Origin of the sequence: Vibrio mediterranei (genome assembly GCF_900088415.1) — a bacterium.
Lineage (GTDB): Bacteria > Pseudomonadota > Gammaproteobacteria > Enterobacterales > Vibrionaceae > Vibrio > Vibrio mediterranei.
In genome coordinates this window covers 275908-292124 of sequence record NZ_FLLQ01000002.1, presented here as the reverse complement: position 1 = coordinate 292124, position 16217 = coordinate 275908, and the positions used below count along the sequence as shown (strand labels likewise).

16 protein-coding genes are annotated in these 16217 nt (G+C 43.6%); 9 read left to right on the top strand and 7 right to left on the bottom strand.

All coding sequences use genetic code 11. The annotated features are described in order from the left end of the window. Positions 1-59 precede the first annotated feature (59 nt). Together lpxH and VME0621_RS07410 are read right to left on the bottom strand one after the other, a co-directional pair. Positions 60-785: a UDP-2,3-diacylglucosamine diphosphatase gene (gene lpxH, locus VME0621_RS07415; RefSeq protein ID WP_062457147.1), complete on the bottom strand. Its 726-nt coding sequence runs from the start codon at positions 783-785 to the stop codon at positions 60-62. 37 nt (positions 786-822) lie between these two features. Further along, positions 823-1317, bottom strand: coding sequence for a peptidylprolyl isomerase (locus tag VME0621_RS07410; RefSeq protein ID WP_006074416.1), 495 nt, complete (start codon positions 1315-1317; stop codon positions 823-825). 240 nt (positions 1318-1557) lie between these two features. Here VME0621_RS07410 and cysS point away from each other — a divergent pair, with 240 nt between their 5' ends. Both cysS and VME0621_RS07400 read left to right on the top strand, forming a co-directional pair. Further along, a complete protein-coding gene (gene cysS, locus VME0621_RS07405) occupies positions 1558-2940 on the top strand; it encodes a cysteine--tRNA ligase (protein WP_038225968.1) in 1383 nt (460 codons plus the stop codon). Between the two features lie 59 nt (positions 2941-2999). Further along, positions 3000-3578, top strand: coding sequence for a thymidine kinase (locus VME0621_RS07400; protein ID WP_006075116.1), 579 nt, complete (start codon positions 3000-3002; stop codon positions 3576-3578). 66 nt (positions 3579-3644) lie between these two features. On the opposite strand, the gene VME0621_RS07395 is transcribed toward VME0621_RS07400, so the two are convergent. Then, entirely contained in the window at positions 3645-4487 is an 843-nt protein-coding gene (locus tag VME0621_RS07395) for an NAD-dependent epimerase/dehydratase family protein (RefSeq protein WP_038225965.1), read from the bottom strand. Between the two features lies 1 nt (position 4488). Further along, positions 4489-5373 carry a LysR family transcriptional regulator gene (locus VME0621_RS07390; protein WP_038225963.1) on the bottom strand — a complete coding sequence of 295 codons (885 nt, stop codon included), beginning with the start codon at positions 5371-5373 and terminating at the stop codon, positions 4489-4491. Between the two features lie 97 nt (positions 5374-5470). Here VME0621_RS07390 and VME0621_RS07385 point away from each other — a divergent pair, with 97 nt between their 5' ends. Continuing rightward, positions 5471-5887 (top strand): PACE efflux transporter, encoded by a 417-nt coding sequence (locus VME0621_RS07385; RefSeq protein ID WP_062457151.1) that lies wholly within the window; start codon positions 5471-5473, stop codon positions 5885-5887. A gap of 61 nt (positions 5888-5948) precedes the next feature. Here the strand turns inward: VME0621_RS07385 and VME0621_RS07380 are convergent, their stop codons facing one another. Beyond that, positions 5949-6182, bottom strand: a complete 234-nt coding sequence (locus VME0621_RS07380) for a TIGR02647 family protein (protein ID WP_038225957.1) — start codon at positions 6180-6182, stop codon at positions 5949-5951. Positions 6183-6451: 269 nt separating this feature from the next. On the opposite strand from VME0621_RS07380, the gene VME0621_RS07375 reads away from it, so the two are divergent. Both VME0621_RS07375 and focA read left to right on the top strand, forming a co-directional pair. Further along, positions 6452-7636 (top strand): hypothetical protein, encoded by a 1185-nt coding sequence (locus VME0621_RS07375; protein ID WP_062457153.1) that lies wholly within the window; start codon positions 6452-6454, stop codon positions 7634-7636. 289 nt (positions 7637-7925) lie between these two features. Then, positions 7926-8768 carry a formate transporter FocA gene (gene focA, locus VME0621_RS07370; RefSeq protein ID WP_038225951.1) on the top strand — a complete coding sequence of 281 codons (843 nt, stop codon included), beginning with the start codon at positions 7926-7928 and terminating at the stop codon, positions 8766-8768. 60 nt (positions 8769-8828) lie between these two features. Here focA and VME0621_RS26560 read toward each other — a convergent pair whose 3' ends face one another. Both VME0621_RS26560 and VME0621_RS07365 read right to left on the bottom strand, forming a co-directional pair. After that, on the bottom strand, positions 8829-8978 hold the full coding sequence (locus tag VME0621_RS26560; protein ID WP_156750263.1) for a hypothetical protein: 150 nt from the start codon (positions 8976-8978) through the stop codon (positions 8829-8831). Positions 8979-9233: 255 nt separating this feature from the next. Next, complete coding sequence (locus tag VME0621_RS07365; protein ID WP_062457156.1) at positions 9234-10028, bottom strand: ABC transporter permease; 795 nt, start codon at positions 10026-10028, stop codon at positions 9234-9236. A gap of 427 nt (positions 10029-10455) precedes the next feature. On the opposite strand from VME0621_RS07365, the gene torE reads away from it, so the two are divergent. The 4 genes from torE (at position 10456) to VME0621_RS07345 (ending at position 16204) form a co-directional block, all read left to right on the top strand. Continuing rightward, positions 10456-10632 (top strand): trimethylamine N-oxide reductase system protein TorE, encoded by a 177-nt coding sequence (gene torE / locus VME0621_RS07360; protein WP_006075126.1) that lies wholly within the window; start codon positions 10456-10458, stop codon positions 10630-10632. Positions 10633-10676: 44 nt separating this feature from the next. After that, the gene (torC, locus tag VME0621_RS07355) at positions 10677-11858 is read left to right on the top strand and encodes a pentaheme c-type cytochrome TorC (protein WP_006075127.1); all 1182 of its coding nucleotides are present in this window, start codon (positions 10677-10679) and stop codon (positions 11856-11858) included. A gap of 23 nt (positions 11859-11881) precedes the next feature. Further along, positions 11882-14344: a trimethylamine-N-oxide reductase TorA gene (gene torA / locus VME0621_RS07350; protein WP_062457159.1), complete on the top strand. Its 2463-nt coding sequence runs from the start codon at positions 11882-11884 to the stop codon at positions 14342-14344. Positions 14345-14461: 117 nt separating this feature from the next. Next, positions 14462-16204, top strand: coding sequence for a glycoside hydrolase family 36 protein (locus VME0621_RS07345; RefSeq protein WP_062457710.1), 1743 nt, complete (start codon positions 14462-14464; stop codon positions 16202-16204). Positions 16205-16217: the final 13 nt, after the last annotated feature.

Genomic DNA, 16217 nt, shown 5'->3' with positions numbered 1-16217 from the left:
CGTTTTATTGCAGTCCTTGACTAATTATATGTCGAATTTTCTGCGGTTTGGCTCATGCTTTAAGCAAAACGGCGTACTTCTAAATGTTGCGACTCTGGTGTACAAACCAAAACAGATCCTTGTTGGTACCAGTCACCAAGTACGATGCGTGTGTAAGGCTTATTATCAACCTCGAATTGGTGAATATTAGGTCGGTGTGTATGACCGTGAATCATCAAGTCGGTTCCGCATTGTCTCATCAGTGTTTCCACTTCTGATTGAGTGACATCCATGATATCGAGCGATTTTTGCGCCTTTACATCACGAATATCGCCTTGGATTTTATTTACGATATGTTGTCTTGTAAAGAATGGAAGCCGATTAAATATCCACTGCAGCCAAGGCATATGAACCTTAGCTCTGAATGCTTGATACTTGTGATCTTCAGTGCATAACGTATCGCCGTGAAGGATCACGGTTTTGCGACCATAAAGATCGATCACGCTATGTTCATCGAGTAGTTTTATCCCTGTTTCTTTGCAAAAACGTCTGTTAAGCAAAAAATCACGATTTCCCTGGATGAAATAGCAGGAGACACCTGATTGAGTGAGAGTTTTGAATTCGGTTTTGATCGCTTGAGCAAAATCAGAGGGGTCATCATCGCCAATCCAAAATTCAAACAGATCGCCTAACACATAGAGTGCTTCTGCGTGAATTGCTTCTTCGCGCATAAACTTAACGAAACAATCCGTTATTTGGGGCTGAGAGGGAGAAAGATGAAGGTCGGAAATAAATAGTGTAGTCATAGTTGAATTAGGGAGGACATTGCCCTCCCTTGAACGATTATTCGTGAATCGTAGTACCAGTGATGATGACTTCTTCTAGCGGTACGTCTTGGTGCATACCCATAGAACCAGTACTCACGCCTTTGATTTTGTTTACGATGTCCATGCCTTCAACTACTTCACCGAATACACAGTAACCCCAACCATCTAGACTTTCTGAACGGAAGTCTAAGAAGGTGTTGTCATTTACGTTGATGAAGAATTGAGAACTTGCAGAATGTGGTTCCATTGTACGAGCCATTGCTAAAGTGCCGACTTTGTTGCTCAGGCCATTGTTAGCTTCGTTTTTAATTGGCGCGCGAGTTGCCTTTTCTTTAAGGCCAGACGTCATGCCGCCACCTTGAATCATGAAACCATCGATAACACGGTGAAATAGTGTGTTGTCGTAAAAACCATCGCGGCAGTACTGAGCAAAGTTAGCACTCGTTTCTGGTGCTTTTTCTTCATTTAGCTGAATTTTAACGTCGCCGAAATTAGTATGAAGGGTGATCATGATGAATACCTATTCTGTGTTTTTATGTTAGAGACAACGATTCTAGCCTAACTGTTGTCACAAGCAAACGTCGAAATCCGGTTATCTGGCATTATTGAGGGCGTTTTTATGCTGACTCGATTGGAGATAGCTCATTCTGCACGCAAAATGCAAGATTTATTCGCTTAATGACTCCATTATGACAAGGATTATGGTTATAATCGCCGTTACTTTTTAAACGTAATAATCCAGATAGAGATCATGTTAAAAATATACAACACACTGACGAGACAAAAAGAGGAATTCAAACCTATCCATGCAGGCAAAGTCGGCATGTATGTCTGTGGGGTCACTATTTACGATCTCTGTCATATCGGTCATGGTCGTACTTTTGTATCTTTCGATGTGGTTTCACGTTACCTTCGCTATGTTGGCTACGATTTGAAATTCGTGCGTAACATCACTGATATTGATGACAAAATTATCAAACGTGCTAACGAAAATGGTGAGTCGTGCGAATCGTTGACTGAACGCCTTATTGGTGAAATGCACGCGGACTTTGATGCGCTAAATATGAAGCGTCCAGATGTAGAGCCTCGTGCTACTGAATTCATTGCGGAAATCATTGAGCTGGTTGAAAAACTGATCGAACGTGGCTTTGCCTACGTTGCTGATAACGGTGACGTTATGTTTGAAGTATCGAAGTTCGATGAATACGGTAAGCTTTCAAAGCAAGATCTTGACCAACTTCAAGCAGGTGCTCGTGTTGATGTTGAGAGCGCTAAGCGCAGTCCACTGGATTTCGTACTTTGGAAGATGTCTAAGCCAGGTGAGCCTACTTGGGAATCGCCATGGGGACCAGGACGTCCTGGTTGGCATATTGAATGCTCGGCAATGAACTCATCGATTCTAGGTAATCATTTTGACATTCATGGTGGTGGTTCAGACCTTCAATTCCCACACCACGAGAATGAAATTGCTCAATCTTGCTGCGCACACGACACACAATACGTGAACACTTGGATGCACAGCGGTATGGTGATGGTTGATAAAGAGAAAATGTCTAAGTCTCTTGGCAACTTCTTTACGATTCGCGATGTGTTGGATCATTACGATCCAGAAACGGTTCGCTATTTCTTAATGTCAGGTCACTACCGTAGTCAACTGAACTACAGTGAAGACAACCTAAACCAAGCTCGTTCAGCACTAGAGCGTCTATACACTTCACTTCGTGGTTTGGATTTAGATGCAGAACCAACGGGTGGAGAAGAGTACGTGACTCGCTTTACCGCAGCTATGAACGATGACTTCAACACACCTGAAGCGTATTCAGTGCTATTTGATATGGCACGTGAAATCAACCGTCTGAAAACGGTGGATTTGGGTCAGGCGAGCCAACTTGGTGCGCTAATGCGTGAACTGGCTGATGTTATCGGTATTCTTCATCAGGATCCGGAAGCTTTCTTGAAAGGTGATGCAGGCGATAACGATGAAGTGGCTGAAATTGAAGCTTTGATTAAGCTGCGTAATGACTCTCGTGCATCGAAAGATTGGGCGAATGCAGATATGGCACGCGACAAACTGACGGAAATGGGCATTGTTCTAGAAGATGGCCCTGAAGGCACGACGTGGCGTCGTAAGTAATTTCTCGTAGCCCTTGCATGCAAGGGCTTCTTTTTAAGTTTTGAATTTGGTGTAACACTTTGGCTCAGATGTACTTCTATTACTCGGCAATGAATGCGGGTAAGTCGACAACTCTTCTTCAGTCTTCTTTCAATTACCAAGAACGAGGAATGAATCCTCTAATCTTCACTGCCGCACTTGATGATCGCTATGGCATTGGTAAGGTTAGCTCACGTATTGGGCTTCAGTCCGAAGCGCAGCTTTTCCAGCCAGACTCCAATTTGTTTGATGAGATCGCAACGCTGAATGCTGAGACCAAACGACACTGTATCCTTATTGATGAATGTCAGTTCTTGTCAAAGGAACAGGTTTATCAACTTACAGAAGTGGTTGATAAGCTGAACATTCCAGTCCTTTGCTACGGTTTGAGGACAGACTTCTTGGGTGAGTTATTTGAAGGCAGTAAACACTTACTGGCGTGGGCGGATAAATTGGTCGAGCTAAAGACAATTTGCCACTGTGGTCGTAAAGCTAATATGGTAATCCGAACCGATGAAGACGGTAAAGCTATCGCAGAAGGTGACCAAGTAGCGATTGGTGGTAATGATAAATATGTCTCAGTTTGCCGTCAGCATTATAAAGAAGCGTTGGGCAAGTAAGCCGCATAATGAAAGTAAAAAAGGAAGCATAATACTTCCTTTTTTAGTAGTGGACTATTCAGTAATCTACAGCGCATCAAGCGTATGATGGTATTTGAAGTGATAACCCAGACCTTGTAGTTTTTCACTAGAGATGGTTTTGTCTGGCTCTGAGTTCACTAAATTCAACGAGGTATCTAAACCTACCGAACGCAAGGCAGCACGATAAAAGGTCACTTTGTCACAGGTCTCTGGTGTGGTGGCGTTTACCACGCTCGCATCCACATGTTCTAAACAAAAAATAATCGCACCAACAGCGTCGTCAAGGTGCAGCATATTGGCGGATGCTTGATCACTCACAGTCTTGAGTTTCGAGGCAAATCGAGATGGATGACGATTTGGACCAAACAAACCACTGCAACGCACGATGACATAATCTAAAGTCGAGTTTCTAACGTGTTCTTCTGCAGTGAGCATAATAATAGACTTAGCGCTAAAGTCTTCTCTGCCTTTTGCTATCGGTAGTCTAGCCATATCTTCAGTCATGATTTCGGCTCGCTCTGGATAAACAGAACTAGAGCTAATCATGATGATCTTTTCAACACCAATTCGTTTTGCCACTTGAACAAGCTGCGCCCATTGAGAAGCGTAAAGCGCACCGCCTCCTTGCCTAAAGCCTGGAGGAAAGCAGCCAATAATCACATTTATCTGCTTCTTGATGAGTTGATCTGTTAGTGTCAGCTCCTCTTCTTCTGAACGGATAGCATTCAAATCCAAACAGAGACTATCCAAACCCGCTTGGGTGATTTCAGCCACGCCTTCAACGCTGGTTCTTGTTGCTATAACCTTGTAGCCTCGGCTTTGTAGAGCATGGGCCAGCGGCAGGCCAAGCCAACCAGCTCCTACGACGAGTATTTGCTTTTCTGTCATGTTACACATCCTCGAAACGGTGTCGAAGTAATTCCCGCAGTCGCTTATGACCGGCATCTTTACTCTTACTTGAGTGTTGGATTAAATCGATGTTAGTGATTGCGGATATCTTTTCAAATTCTATCGGAACCTGTACTAACTTACCTTGAGCAAGCGCTTCTTTTGCCATATAGGAAGGAGCATAGGTCCATCCAAATCCTGCAAGACACCATTCCATAATCATAGCGTAGCTATCGGAGTACCAAACATCGGGACTGAGCACTTGATGAAAGCTACTCTTTTGAGAACTTCTCGAGCTGACGACAAGCTGTCGGTGCAAACTCAACATTTCAAGATGGGGGGTGACAGTTTTAGCGAGCGGGTGCTCTGAAGACACAAAAATGTCGAACTCGAAATCACCAACATGTTCAAAGTCTAATGAGAAGGGGATAACGTGTTCACCATAGACTAAACCGGAGGTTGCTCTACCTGATTGAACCATTTCTATAATATCGACACTGGAGGCAAGCAAGCATTCCAATTGCAGAGAGGGAAACTCTTCCGAGAGCGTCTTGAGTATTGGAGTGATTCTTTCCAGTGGAATACCTTCATCTACTGCTAAAACGATAGGTTGTATCTCATCATGTCCTAATGTATCGACTAAATCTGCAAGACGTTGATGTTGGGTGATGGCAGCGCGAGCATAGGGAAGTAGTTTATGACCTGCCTCGGTAAGAACTGGATAACGACCGCTTCGGTCAAAGACATCAACACCACAATCGATCTCAAGATTCATGATGTTTTGACTAACAGCAGATTGAACCTTGCCGAGCTTGCGTGCGGCAGCAGAAAAAGAACCGGTTTCAACTGTGGTAATAAATGCTTCTAATTGTTCGATGCTAAACATATCAGGTTTCCTGATGTTATCTCGTTTCCGTCTTGTTAAAGCATAACGGATAATAGCTCTATTGGTAAACGATGTTTCAAATTTACAAGGTAACTTAATGAATAATAAAGAAAGAATATTTCATGCCATTCTATTTGAGGCGTTAGCATTAGCTATCATAATTCCTATTGCATCTATAGCTACAGGTAGTAAATCAACGCAACTAATGATTGTAGGTGTTGGCATGAGTTTGTTCACCGTAGTATGGAACTATTTCTATAATGTGTTGTTTGATAGATATATTCCGGGTGAGAGAAGTAAGCGTTCCGTGCTTGTGCGTATCGGTCATGCAATAGGATTTGAAGCAGGATTGATCGTGATGACCATACCGGCCATCGCTTGGTTCTTACAGGTTTCATTACTGACAGCTTTGATTATTGAAGCAGGTTTTCTTGTATTCTTTTTCTTCTATACGACGGGGTTTAATTGGGTGTATGACAGATGGCAGCCCTATCGTCGTCTTTTTTTAGCCTAAGAGGTAGGAGTTAATTGCAGCGGCAATGAGATGCCGCTGCTAGAGACATATCACGTTAGTGCTAAGACGTTAAGACACGAAGAACTCTGTCTGCGTGCTCCGCCACTTCAATTCCCTCGTCCGTAAGGTAGCCACCGTCAGGCAGGGTACATAGTCCTTTATCGAATAATCGTTGGACTGCTTCTTGCATCTCTTTGCTTGCATCGTGATGGACCTTGATACCTGTTGCCGCGCTGCTTAAGTCAAATTGCAATAACAGGTTCATTTCAGAAAGATGCGCTGGAGTGAATTTCATAGATTTGCCTCTTGGTTGAGATTCTCCACTCAACATAGTGGGGATTGAACGAGTTGACAATCACACAGTTAATAAAGTGTTAGCTTGCGCCGCCTTCTAAAGGAAAACGGTAAATTTTTGTTATTAAGTGGATGAAATATAATCACTTAGGGCTCTATGTGATGTATTTTAGTGAGTAATTTGAATATAGTTCGTAGGTTATGGCCTGTCGATTTGATAGGACGATTTTTCTTGGTTCATATGATGAATTCAAGTTATTAGGAGAGTAGATGTCTACACGCAATTTGGCTGTTGTATTAATGTGTGTTTTGGGCGTTGCATCGTGCGCGAGTACCCCAACGGCTAATGAATCCCATGCCAACTTGACGCCGGAAGAGGTTCGTCAAACAAGAAGCAGGGTATTTAGTGAGATTTCAGACACCTATGCTGAATGGTCGAAGAAATTGGAAGGTGCGGATGCACTTCGAATTTATGCTCCCGAAAACTACCGCGATATGATGTCATCTTGGAAAAGTGCGCATGATCTATTCATAGAAATGCGTAAGGACCCGACGCAAGTTGACGCGAAGCATTCCGTCTTTTCTAGTGAGACGTATGCGGTTGGTTTCCGAGACCGCATTAATTCTGTGGAGTATAACTATAAAGCAATTCAAGGACTCAAAAAGCAAGCGGATGTCTTGCTCGCACCAGCGATGAGTCAAATGGCCTACCTTAATAAGATAGAGGCTGGCAAATATTTCAGACATGCGATGAACAACTTAAATCGTGATTATCAGCGCTTGTTTGAGTATCTAGTCGTATCTGAAACTGAGCATGCTGAAAGCTATCAAGAGACATTCCTCAATAACGCCGTGGCACTTGAAGTTCGCGTTATTGATGCCATGTACGTCAAGCCATTGGAGCAGCGACTGGCAGATCTAAGTCGGCTAAAATACAATACATTGGCACCGGTGAGCTATGGCTATGTAGAGCAGGGGACCGCTGAATTGGCGAAGTATGTTGCTAAGTCACCGCGAAGTTTTTCTGGGATAGAACATCAAGTCGATCAGATCAACTTTCAGTTCCGTCGTCTCGAGGCGGTTGTCGCTGAAGTAAACAAGTTGATTAATATCGAGAAATCTCAATTTGAACCCATGGTGCTAGAGGCTGAATCACGTTTGCACAAGATATCTTCGGTGGCAAAGGGTAACGATTATCGAGATCAATCTCTTACGGCACAGTCTGAACGTATTGCTCATGATGTTGAACAATTGAGGAAAGCGGATCGTTCTGAAGCGCTACAGAAAGAAAATCAACTACTGAAACAGCAAATAGCTCTGTTACAAGAGCAAAATACCGAAGGACATTCAGAGGATACTCAAGTAGCACTAGACCGAGCCGAGCAAAATCAGGCAGACATTGAAGCTTTAAAGAAATTGGTGTCCGCACTGCAAGAGAAATCAGACAAATCTTAACGGCTTGTTTTAAAGTCTCACATCTTTCTAATCAACGCCGCGTCATGCGGCGTTTTTTTATCAGTTACCTTTATTACCGAGATCCAAGTTCAACATTTTCAATAGTGAAATATAAACACTTATTTTTGAAAATCAGCGAGTGATCCTTGTCACATAAACCTTACTGCAGATTCATTTACCACCTGTCAAGAAAAACGCAATTAAAGTGCTAAATAGATCTTGCTTTATCTATTGATTGGAGCGATTATCCGCGCCCAGTTGACATGTAACCAAATATGTATAGAGCAAAATGGAAATGAATCAGTTTGATGCCTTATTGCCACCACAAATGGCAGAACGTGCGGCCGAGGCCGGTGTAGGTAAAGCAACAAAAGACCCAATGAAGTCTTTTCTTTTGGCGATTACTGCAGGTCTGCACATAGGTATCGCATTTATATTTTATACAACCATTACAACGGGTGCTGGTGATCTCCCTTGGGGTATCACTCGCTTTCTTGGTGGACTGGCGTTCAGTTTAGGTTTAGTACTGGTCATTATCACTGGTGGAGAACTCTTTACCAGTTCGGTACTGACGTTAGTTGCTCGTGCCAGTGGCAAGATTACATGGCGTTCACTGTTCAAAAACTGGTTCGTTGTTTATTTCGGCAATATGCTAGGGGCGCTACTTCTTGTTGGAATAATGCTTACAGCAAAACAATATATGTTTGATGCAGGGCAGGTGGGACTGAACACCATGCATATCGCTCAGCACAAACTGCATCATGGTTTCTGGCAAGCGGTTGCACTTGGTATTATGTGTAACGTACTGGTGTGCGTAGCTGTCTGGATGACATTCAGTGGTAGAACCTTAACTGACAAAATCATTGTGATGGTTTTGCCAGTGGCGATGTTTGTTTCTGCGGGCTTTGAACACTGTATTGCGAACTTATTTCAAGTACCAATGGCGATCGGTATTAAGAACTTTGCGTCGCCAGAGTTTTGGCAAATGATTGGTGCAAATCCTACCGACTTTGCAGACTTGAATGTTGTTACCTTTGTCGTGAACAACTTGATTCCGGTAACGCTTGGCAACATCATCGGTGGTGGTGTTTTCGTCGGTATGCTTTACTGGTTGATCTACTTAAGAGATTAAATAACGGATTTTTGTAGAAAAGCGCCTTTTGGCGCTTTTTTTATGTTGGTCTCATTGAATTTAAAATATAGGTATTCTTGTGGCGGCGCTGTTGCCTTCCACGGAAAAGGGAATGTCAGCCATTATATCTCTGAGCTCTTCCGGTTCGTGAATGAGCCAGTTTTTAGCCTCGTTATCTATACCGTCTTCAAAATCCATGTTATTCGGCATGGGTTCCTTCCTCTCTCGATAATACGAACTGCGTTAAGTCACCTCCCATGGGTGTCTCCATTTAGGAGTGACTGTTTAGAACACAAAATAACCAGAAGGTATGACAATAAGATGAAGAAATCTGATCCAGTATGATCAGCACACCATATGTAGTATTGAGAACCAATAATTACACTAAACTCAATAGCTTGGTTATCCACATAAGTTGTGGATAACTTGGTTTAAATTTGGTGAGTAACAATGAAAGTTGCAGATCTATTGAGGATCAATAAATCGAATTTTCGGTTTGCCGGCTTCGTTGAAACCTCGGCGTACGACTAAGTTAAGGCTGATGGTTATTGAGATCGTCATCATTACAAAAATCGCAATCATAATGACAAGCTGATATTTGATTGCTATAAGTGGGCTAGCGCCGCCTAAAATTTGACCAGTCATCATGCCAGGGAGAGAGACTAACCCGGTCGTCGCCATAGTCGCTAAAATGGGAGCTAAGGACTTCTGGAGTGCGACCTTAATAAAAGGCAGGGTCGCTAGAGGAATCGGTGCTCCTAACGCGATAGAGGCTTCATATTCGCTCCATCGGTTTTCTAGAGAGCCAAAAAAGTTTTGTAACGCGACGATATTGCCACTTAGGCTGTTTCCTAACAGCATACCCGCCAAAGGAATGACGTATTGAGCACTGTAAAATGGTTCTGGTTGGATGATGGCAATGCACAGCAATCCGACAATAGGAAATAGACCGACTACTAGACCAATGCTGACGAAGCCCATTAATGGATATTTAGGCAGCTTTGCTTTATTAACGATAGCGTTTGAGCCTACCACTATCATCACCGCTAACCATATAAGATTGATGACTAAGCTATTTAAATAAAACAAGTATTCAAGGTAGAGGCCGACTAATGCCAGCTGTACCGTCATTCTCACCAAACCGACAATGGCATCGCGTCCAATGTTGATTTTGTAGTAGTTATTGATAGAAAACGGGATCAGCAGAGTGAGTGAAAACAAGAGTATTTGCCACCAACTTATATCGACGACTTGCTGCATATTGACCCTATTTAGTGGTGTTCGAGAGACTAAATTCTACCGCAAACTGAATGCTTAACCACCTATTTTTAAACGAGATATAGATACATTTCTTTAACAAATATGTGGGTTAAATCTAAAAATCTCACGCCAGAAACTAAATTTTCGAGCTTACTCTAAAGGGTTAAAGTTGCAAAATTGTAAGGTGTTTTACATACTTATAACGATATTATTTTTTCATAACTGTTAACAAAATTACACATCGATTTTTAATTAAATACATCTCTGGATGAACTCAAAAAACGGTTGATTAATAAGGTATGAATGGTCGGAATTGATTGAACCACACGGTTAGTATGGTTTAGCATTTTCCAATAGAGATATTAAATAATTGAGTTGCAAACTAGTGCAATTCGCAAACTATACACGATACAAAATAGGCAAATGTATGAGTGATGTTAACAAAGTTGAGAGTGCTGAAAAGCATGGTATGGAGTGGAAATCATTTTTCTTCATCTGCGCCGTCTTCTTCCCTCTTTTGAGTGTAGCCATCGTAGGTGGTTACGGATTTATCGTTTGGATGCTTCAAATCTTCGTATTTGGTCCTCCTGGTGTACACGGCTAATTCCATAGCCCTTTATTCATTTACGATATTCAAGAGAGTTAGTCATGAAATCCTTTTTAATCAAACTTTGGCGTACTATCAGTCGCCCTGCAGTTCACATCAGCTTGGGTGTGTTGACTGCTGGTGGTTTTATCGCAGGTGTTATTTTCTGGGGTGGCTTTAACACTGCGCTAGAAGCAACAAACACAGAAGAATTCTGTATTAGTTGTCACACGATGCGTGACAACGTATACGTAGAACTACAAGAAACCGTTCACTGGAAAAACCACTCAGGTGTTCGTGCTACTTGTCCAGACTGTCACGTTCCTCATAACTGGACGGACAAAATTGCACGTAAGATGCAGGCTTCTAAAGAAGTATTCGCGCAAGTATTTGGCGATCTAGATACACCAGAGAAATTCGAAGCGCGTCGTTTCGAACTCGCTCGTCACGAGTGGGATCGTTTCTCTGCCAACAAATCTTTAGAATGTAAAAACTGTCACAACTATGAGTCAATGGACTTTGAGCAAATGTCTCCAACCGCTCGTATCCAAATGAAATCAGCGGCTGAACGTGACCAAAGCTGCGTTGACTGTCACAAAGGTATTGCGCACAACTTGCCTAAAGATATGGCTAAAGCAAGCGGTATTGTGGGTGACCTAGAGCAAGTTGCAAATAGCACGTCTTACTCTAAAGGCGGTGAAGTGGTGTCCATTCGTCACCTACCTCTTTATACAGACGAAACGGGTACAACTGAAGCAGGTCTACTAAGCCCTGCAAGTAAAGTTGAAATCCTGGATGTGAAAGGTGACATGATTAAAGTTGAAATTGACGGCTGGCGTAAAGCGAAAGGCTTCGGTCGCGTTATTCAAGAAGACTTTGGTAAGAACATTTCTACCGCGATTCTAACTCGTGAAGTATCTCAGAGCAGTGACGTTCATGTCGGCGAGAAGAAAGAAGATGAGTTGACGGGTCTTCCTTGGGAGAAAGTTGCCGTGGATCTTTGGATGAAACAAGGTTCTATGGTGTCTGACTTCAATCCAATTTGGGATGCAGCTGGTGAAGCGTATCAAACCAACTGTTCTACATGTCACACACAACCGGATGTTGCGCACTTCAGTGCTAACGGTTGGGTAGGTATGCTAGACGGTATGATCGCATTCGTGAACTTCGACACAGATACAGAAGCGCTTGTTCTTAAGTATCTACAGAAGCACTCTTCAGATTATTCTGAAGGTCACCACTAATAGACGTCAATTGGAGTAATAAAATGGCAATTACAAGAAGAAGCTTCCTTAAAGGCGCAGCTGGCTCAAGTGCAGCAGCACTGATTGGACCAAGTTTGCTGGCTTCGGCGTCTGCAAGTGCAGCGGAAACTGATGGTACTTGGAAGACATCTGGTTCTCACTGGGGCGCGTTTCGCGCCCGTGTATGGGGCGGAAAAGTTCAAGAAATTAAACCGTTAGAACTTGATAAGTACCCAACTGACATGCTTAACGGCATTAAGGGTATTATTTACAGCCCATCACGTGTGCGTTACCCAATGGTTCGCCTTGATTGGTTCAAGAAGCACAAATATGCTGCTGAAACTCGTGGTAACAACCGTTTTGTACGTGTGACGTGGGATGAGGCACTTGACCTGTTCTACCGTGAACTAGAACGTGTACAGAAAGATTACGGTCCATGGGCACTGCACACAGGTCAAACAGGTTGGCGTCAAACAGGTCAGTTCCACAGCTGTACTAACCACATGATGCGTGCCATGGGCCTACACGGCTATTCTGTTAAGAAAGTGGGTGACTACTCAACTGGTGCAGGTCAGACAATCCTACCTTACGTGCTTGGCTCTACAGAAGTTTACGCACAGGGTACGTCTTGGGAACTGATCCTTGAGAATAGTGACAACATTATTCTTTGGGCTAACGATCCAGTGAAAAACCTGCAGGTAGGTTGGACTTGTGAAACACATGAGTCGTTTGCTTACCTAGAACAGCTTAAAGAAAAAGTAGCGAAGAAAGAGATCAATGTTATTTCTGTTGACCCAGTTAAAAACAAGACTCAACGCTATCTAGAAAACGAACACCTATATGTGAACCCGCAAACAGACGTGGCGTTCATGCTAGGTATGGCTCACACTCTTTATAACGAAGACTTGTATGATAAAAAGTTCATCGATACGTATTGCCTAGGTTTCGAAGACTTCATCAAGTACGTTCAGGGTGAGACCAAAGACAAGGTTGAGAAAACTCCAGAGTGGGCTGCAGACATCTGTGGTGTTCCTGCGGACAAGATTCGTGAGTTTGCACGTATGCTGGTTCAAGGGCGCACTCAAATCCTATTTGGTTGGTGTGTACAACGCCAAGAACATGGTGAGCAACCATACTGGATGGGTGCCGTACTTGCCTCAATGATCGGTCAAATTGGTCTGCCAGGCGGCGGTGTATCATACGGTCACCACTACTCAGGTATTGGCGTACCATCAACAGGCTTCGCAGCACCGGGTTCATTCCCATTGAATATCGACCAAGGTCAAAAGCCTAAGTACACCAACCAAGACTTCAACGGTTACAGCCGAGTTATTCCTGTAGCGCGTTGGGTAGATAGTCTTGTAGAGCCGGGTAAGAAGATCAATTCAAATGGTTCTGTTGTGACGCTACCAGATCTTAAGATGATGGTGTTTAGTGGTAACAACCCTTGGCATCACCACCAAGATCGCAACCGCATGAAGAAAGCGTTCCGTAACCTTCACACTGTGGTCGCTGTTGATTTTGCTTGGACAGCAACGTGTCGTTTCTCTGATATCGTATTACCTGCTTGTACTCAGTGGGAACGTAACGATATTGATGGTTATGGTGCATACTCTGGCCGTGGCCTAATCGCGATGCATAAGCTGGTCGACCCGCTATTCCAATCGAAGACAGACTTCGAGATCATGACTGAGCTTACTCGTCGTTGGGGTCGTTCAGACGATTACACTCGTGGTATGTCTGAAATGGAATGGGTTAAGTCGCTTTATAACAACTGTAAAGAAGCGAACAAAGGCAAGTTTGAATTACCAGAGTTTGAAGAGTTCTGGGAAAAAGGCTTCCTTGACTTCGGTACTGGTAAACCTTGGGTTCGCCACGCTGACTTCCGTGAAGATCCAGAGATCAACGCACTGGGTACGCCTTCAGGCTTTATCGAAATCACTAGCCGTACTATCGGCAACATGGGTTACGAATATTGCCAAGAGCACCCAATGTGGTTTGAAAAATCTGAGCGTTCACATGGCGGTCCTGGTTCTGACAAGCACCCGTACTGGCTACAATCGTGCCACCCGGACAAGCGTCTTCACTCACAAATGTGTGAATCTGAAGAATTCCGCGCGACTTATGCTGTACAGGGGCGTGAGCCAATCTACATCAACCCTCAAGATGCAAAAGCAAAAGGCATTAAAGACGGTGATTTGGTTCGCGTATTCAATGACCGTGGTCAGCTTCTAGCGGGTGCTGTGGTTACTGATAGCTATGCACCTGGTGTGGTTCGTATTGAAGAGGGGGCTTGGTATGGTCCTCTAAACGAAAAAATCGGTGCGATCGATACCTATGGTGATCCAAATACGCTAACTCAAGATATTCCTTCTTCTGAGCTGGCACAGGCGACATCTGCAAATACTTGTCTTGTAAACTTCGAGAAGTTCACAGGCAAAGTGCCGCCAGTGACGTCGTTCGGTGGACCGATCGAAGTAGCTTAATTGCAATTGGTCTCCCATAGTTTTAACTAGTACACAAAACCCGTCCATTAGGATGGGTTTTTTTTTACCTAACAATATACTTATTGAGCAACTTCCTAATTTATGGTCGAGGGTTCAATGACCGAATATATCCCTGTATCTCAAGAGCTTGATGCATTGGCTATCAATCCTGAAATTAAGGTAACCAAACAAGGCAAAGAGCTGCATTTTGAAAATGTTAGTCTTCATTTCTCTCCTTTGTCGTCCCGTACCGCATTAGTGCAGTTTGAAAATCAGATCGAATCTGGAGCGTACGTTCTTGGTGATGGTTTCCAAATGCTGTGCCAAACCGCAGGAAAACTTGATGGCTTTATTGATATAGGCCGCTGCCCAGATAACAACAGTAGTTATCGAATATATCCTGAAGATGCTCCGCGCCGTTTCTACAATTATCTGGTTGTTGAGCAGTCTACTGGCTTTCACCTATATGGTTTTACCTCATGCCATCGCTTCGCCGGTTATTTTGAACTGCAACATACCGGTCATGGCGTAGACATTGTGGCCTTGATTGATGGTGAAGAAAGCTCTCCGCAGCATTGGGAAAACAATCAATTGGAATCGCTAACGGTCTTGCATGGCGATAGCCTAGAGTCGGTCTACAACGAATACGCTAACCTCATTTCAAATCATCATCCCACCAGAATTGGCGTCTCAGGTGACAGTCCCATCGGTTGGTGTTCTTGGTACGCATACTATGCCGATGTAACTAAGCAAAACGTGCTTGAAAACGTCGAAATCATGGCTGATAAGATGTTTGACTTGGAGTGGGTGCTGCTTGATGACGGTTACCAATCTTTTATGGGAGACTGGTTAACACCGTCGGAAAAATTTGAAGGTGGCGTAAAATCACTGATCAACAATATTCGTGAAAAAGGAAAAAAACCGGCCATATGGATGGCACCATTTATCGCTCAAGCGGAATCGGAAGTATTTAAAAATCACCCTGAATGGTTTCTAAAGCATGACAATGGTGAACTGCTTAAGGCGGAGGATATTACTTATGGCGGTTGGCGCTGTACGCCATGGTACATCCTTGATGCGTCACATCCAGAAGTTCAAGAGCACTTAACTCGTGTTGTTAAAACCATGAGAGAAGAGTGGGGTGTGGAGCTGTTCAAGCTGGATGCCAACTACTGGGGAACCTTAAAAGGTCAATGTTACCAGAAAGGTGTCACTGGTGTTGAAGCTTATCGCCTAGGTATGGCAGCAATAAACGAAGGTGCTGGCGACGCCTTAGTTCTGGGTTGCAACGCACCAATGTGGCCTTCACTTGGGTTGGTTGATGCAATGCGTGTTTCTGATGACGTAGAACGCGATCCACATCGATTTGAGCAAATTGCTAAGGAGACGTTCTATCGCAGTTGGCAACATCAGAGGTTGTGGTTAATTGATCCAGATTGTGCCACGTTTACTTCACTACCTAATCAGGGCACCGATAGAGCCAGTTACGAATTCCATCGTAATGTTCTGCTGGCGAGTGGTGGATTGTTGTTGTCGGGAGATCCATTACCAGAACTGACGCCATTTGCTGAAGAAACACTGGCACGGTTGGTGTCACGCCAGCGACACTCGACCAATGCGTCAACATTTACATCACTGTCGATGAATCACGCAATGTTGAAGCTGTCAGAGGATCGCAGAGTGCATTGTTTGTTCCACTATGACGATGATGTAACGGAGTACACCCTAACCGCTGAGTTACCTTGTGACTGGTTCGATTACTGGACGGGAGAGAAACTCAATAAAGAACCGGTTCAGATCCAAATTATTCCGGTTAATCGAGGACTCGACAGTCGTGCAATCGTATCGGTCATCACTTAACCAGTTGACAGAA

Excerpts from the sequence above, each read along its gene's own strand:
- VME0621_RS07410 (WP_006074416.1), bottom strand. The coding sequence starts at position 1,317 with ATGATCACCCTTCATACTAATTTCGGCGACGTTAAAATTCAGCTAAAT.
- VME0621_RS07375 (WP_062457153.1), top strand. The coding sequence starts at position 6,452 with ATGTCTACACGCAATTTGGCTGTTGTATTAATGTGTGTTTTGGGCGTT.
- focA (WP_038225951.1), top strand. The coding sequence starts at position 7,926 with ATGGAAATGAATCAGTTTGATGCCTTATTGCCACCACAAATGGCAGAA.
- VME0621_RS07345 (WP_062457710.1), top strand. The coding sequence starts at position 14,462 with ATGACCGAATATATCCCTGTATCTCAAGAGCTTGATGCATTGGCTATC.
- cysS (WP_038225968.1), top strand. The coding sequence starts at position 1,558 with ATGTTAAAAATATACAACACACTGACGAGACAAAAAGAGGAATTCAAA.
- VME0621_RS07380 (WP_038225957.1), bottom strand. The coding sequence starts at position 6,182 with ATGAAATTCACTCCAGCGCATCTTTCTGAAATGAACCTGTTATTGCAA.
- torE (WP_006075126.1), top strand. The coding sequence starts at position 10,456 with ATGAGTGATGTTAACAAAGTTGAGAGTGCTGAAAAGCATGGTATGGAG.
- VME0621_RS07390 (WP_038225963.1), bottom strand. The coding sequence starts at position 5,373 with ATGTTTAGCATCGAACAATTAGAAGCATTTATTACCACAGTTGAAACC.
- VME0621_RS07395 (WP_038225965.1), bottom strand. The coding sequence starts at position 4,487 with ATGACAGAAAAGCAAATACTCGTCGTAGGAGCTGGTTGGCTTGGCCTG.
- VME0621_RS07385 (WP_062457151.1), top strand. The coding sequence starts at position 5,471 with ATGAATAATAAAGAAAGAATATTTCATGCCATTCTATTTGAGGCGTTA.
- torC (WP_006075127.1), top strand. The coding sequence starts at position 10,677 with ATGAAATCCTTTTTAATCAAACTTTGGCGTACTATCAGTCGCCCTGCA.
- torA (WP_062457159.1), top strand. The coding sequence starts at position 11,882 with ATGGCAATTACAAGAAGAAGCTTCCTTAAAGGCGCAGCTGGCTCAAGT.
- VME0621_RS26560 (WP_156750263.1), bottom strand. The coding sequence starts at position 8,978 with ATGCCGAATAACATGGATTTTGAAGACGGTATAGATAACGAGGCTAAA.
- lpxH (WP_062457147.1), bottom strand. The coding sequence starts at position 785 with ATGACTACACTATTTATTTCCGACCTTCATCTTTCTCCCTCTCAGCCC.
- VME0621_RS07365 (WP_062457156.1), bottom strand. The coding sequence starts at position 10,028 with ATGCAGCAAGTCGTCGATATAAGTTGGTGGCAAATACTCTTGTTTTCA.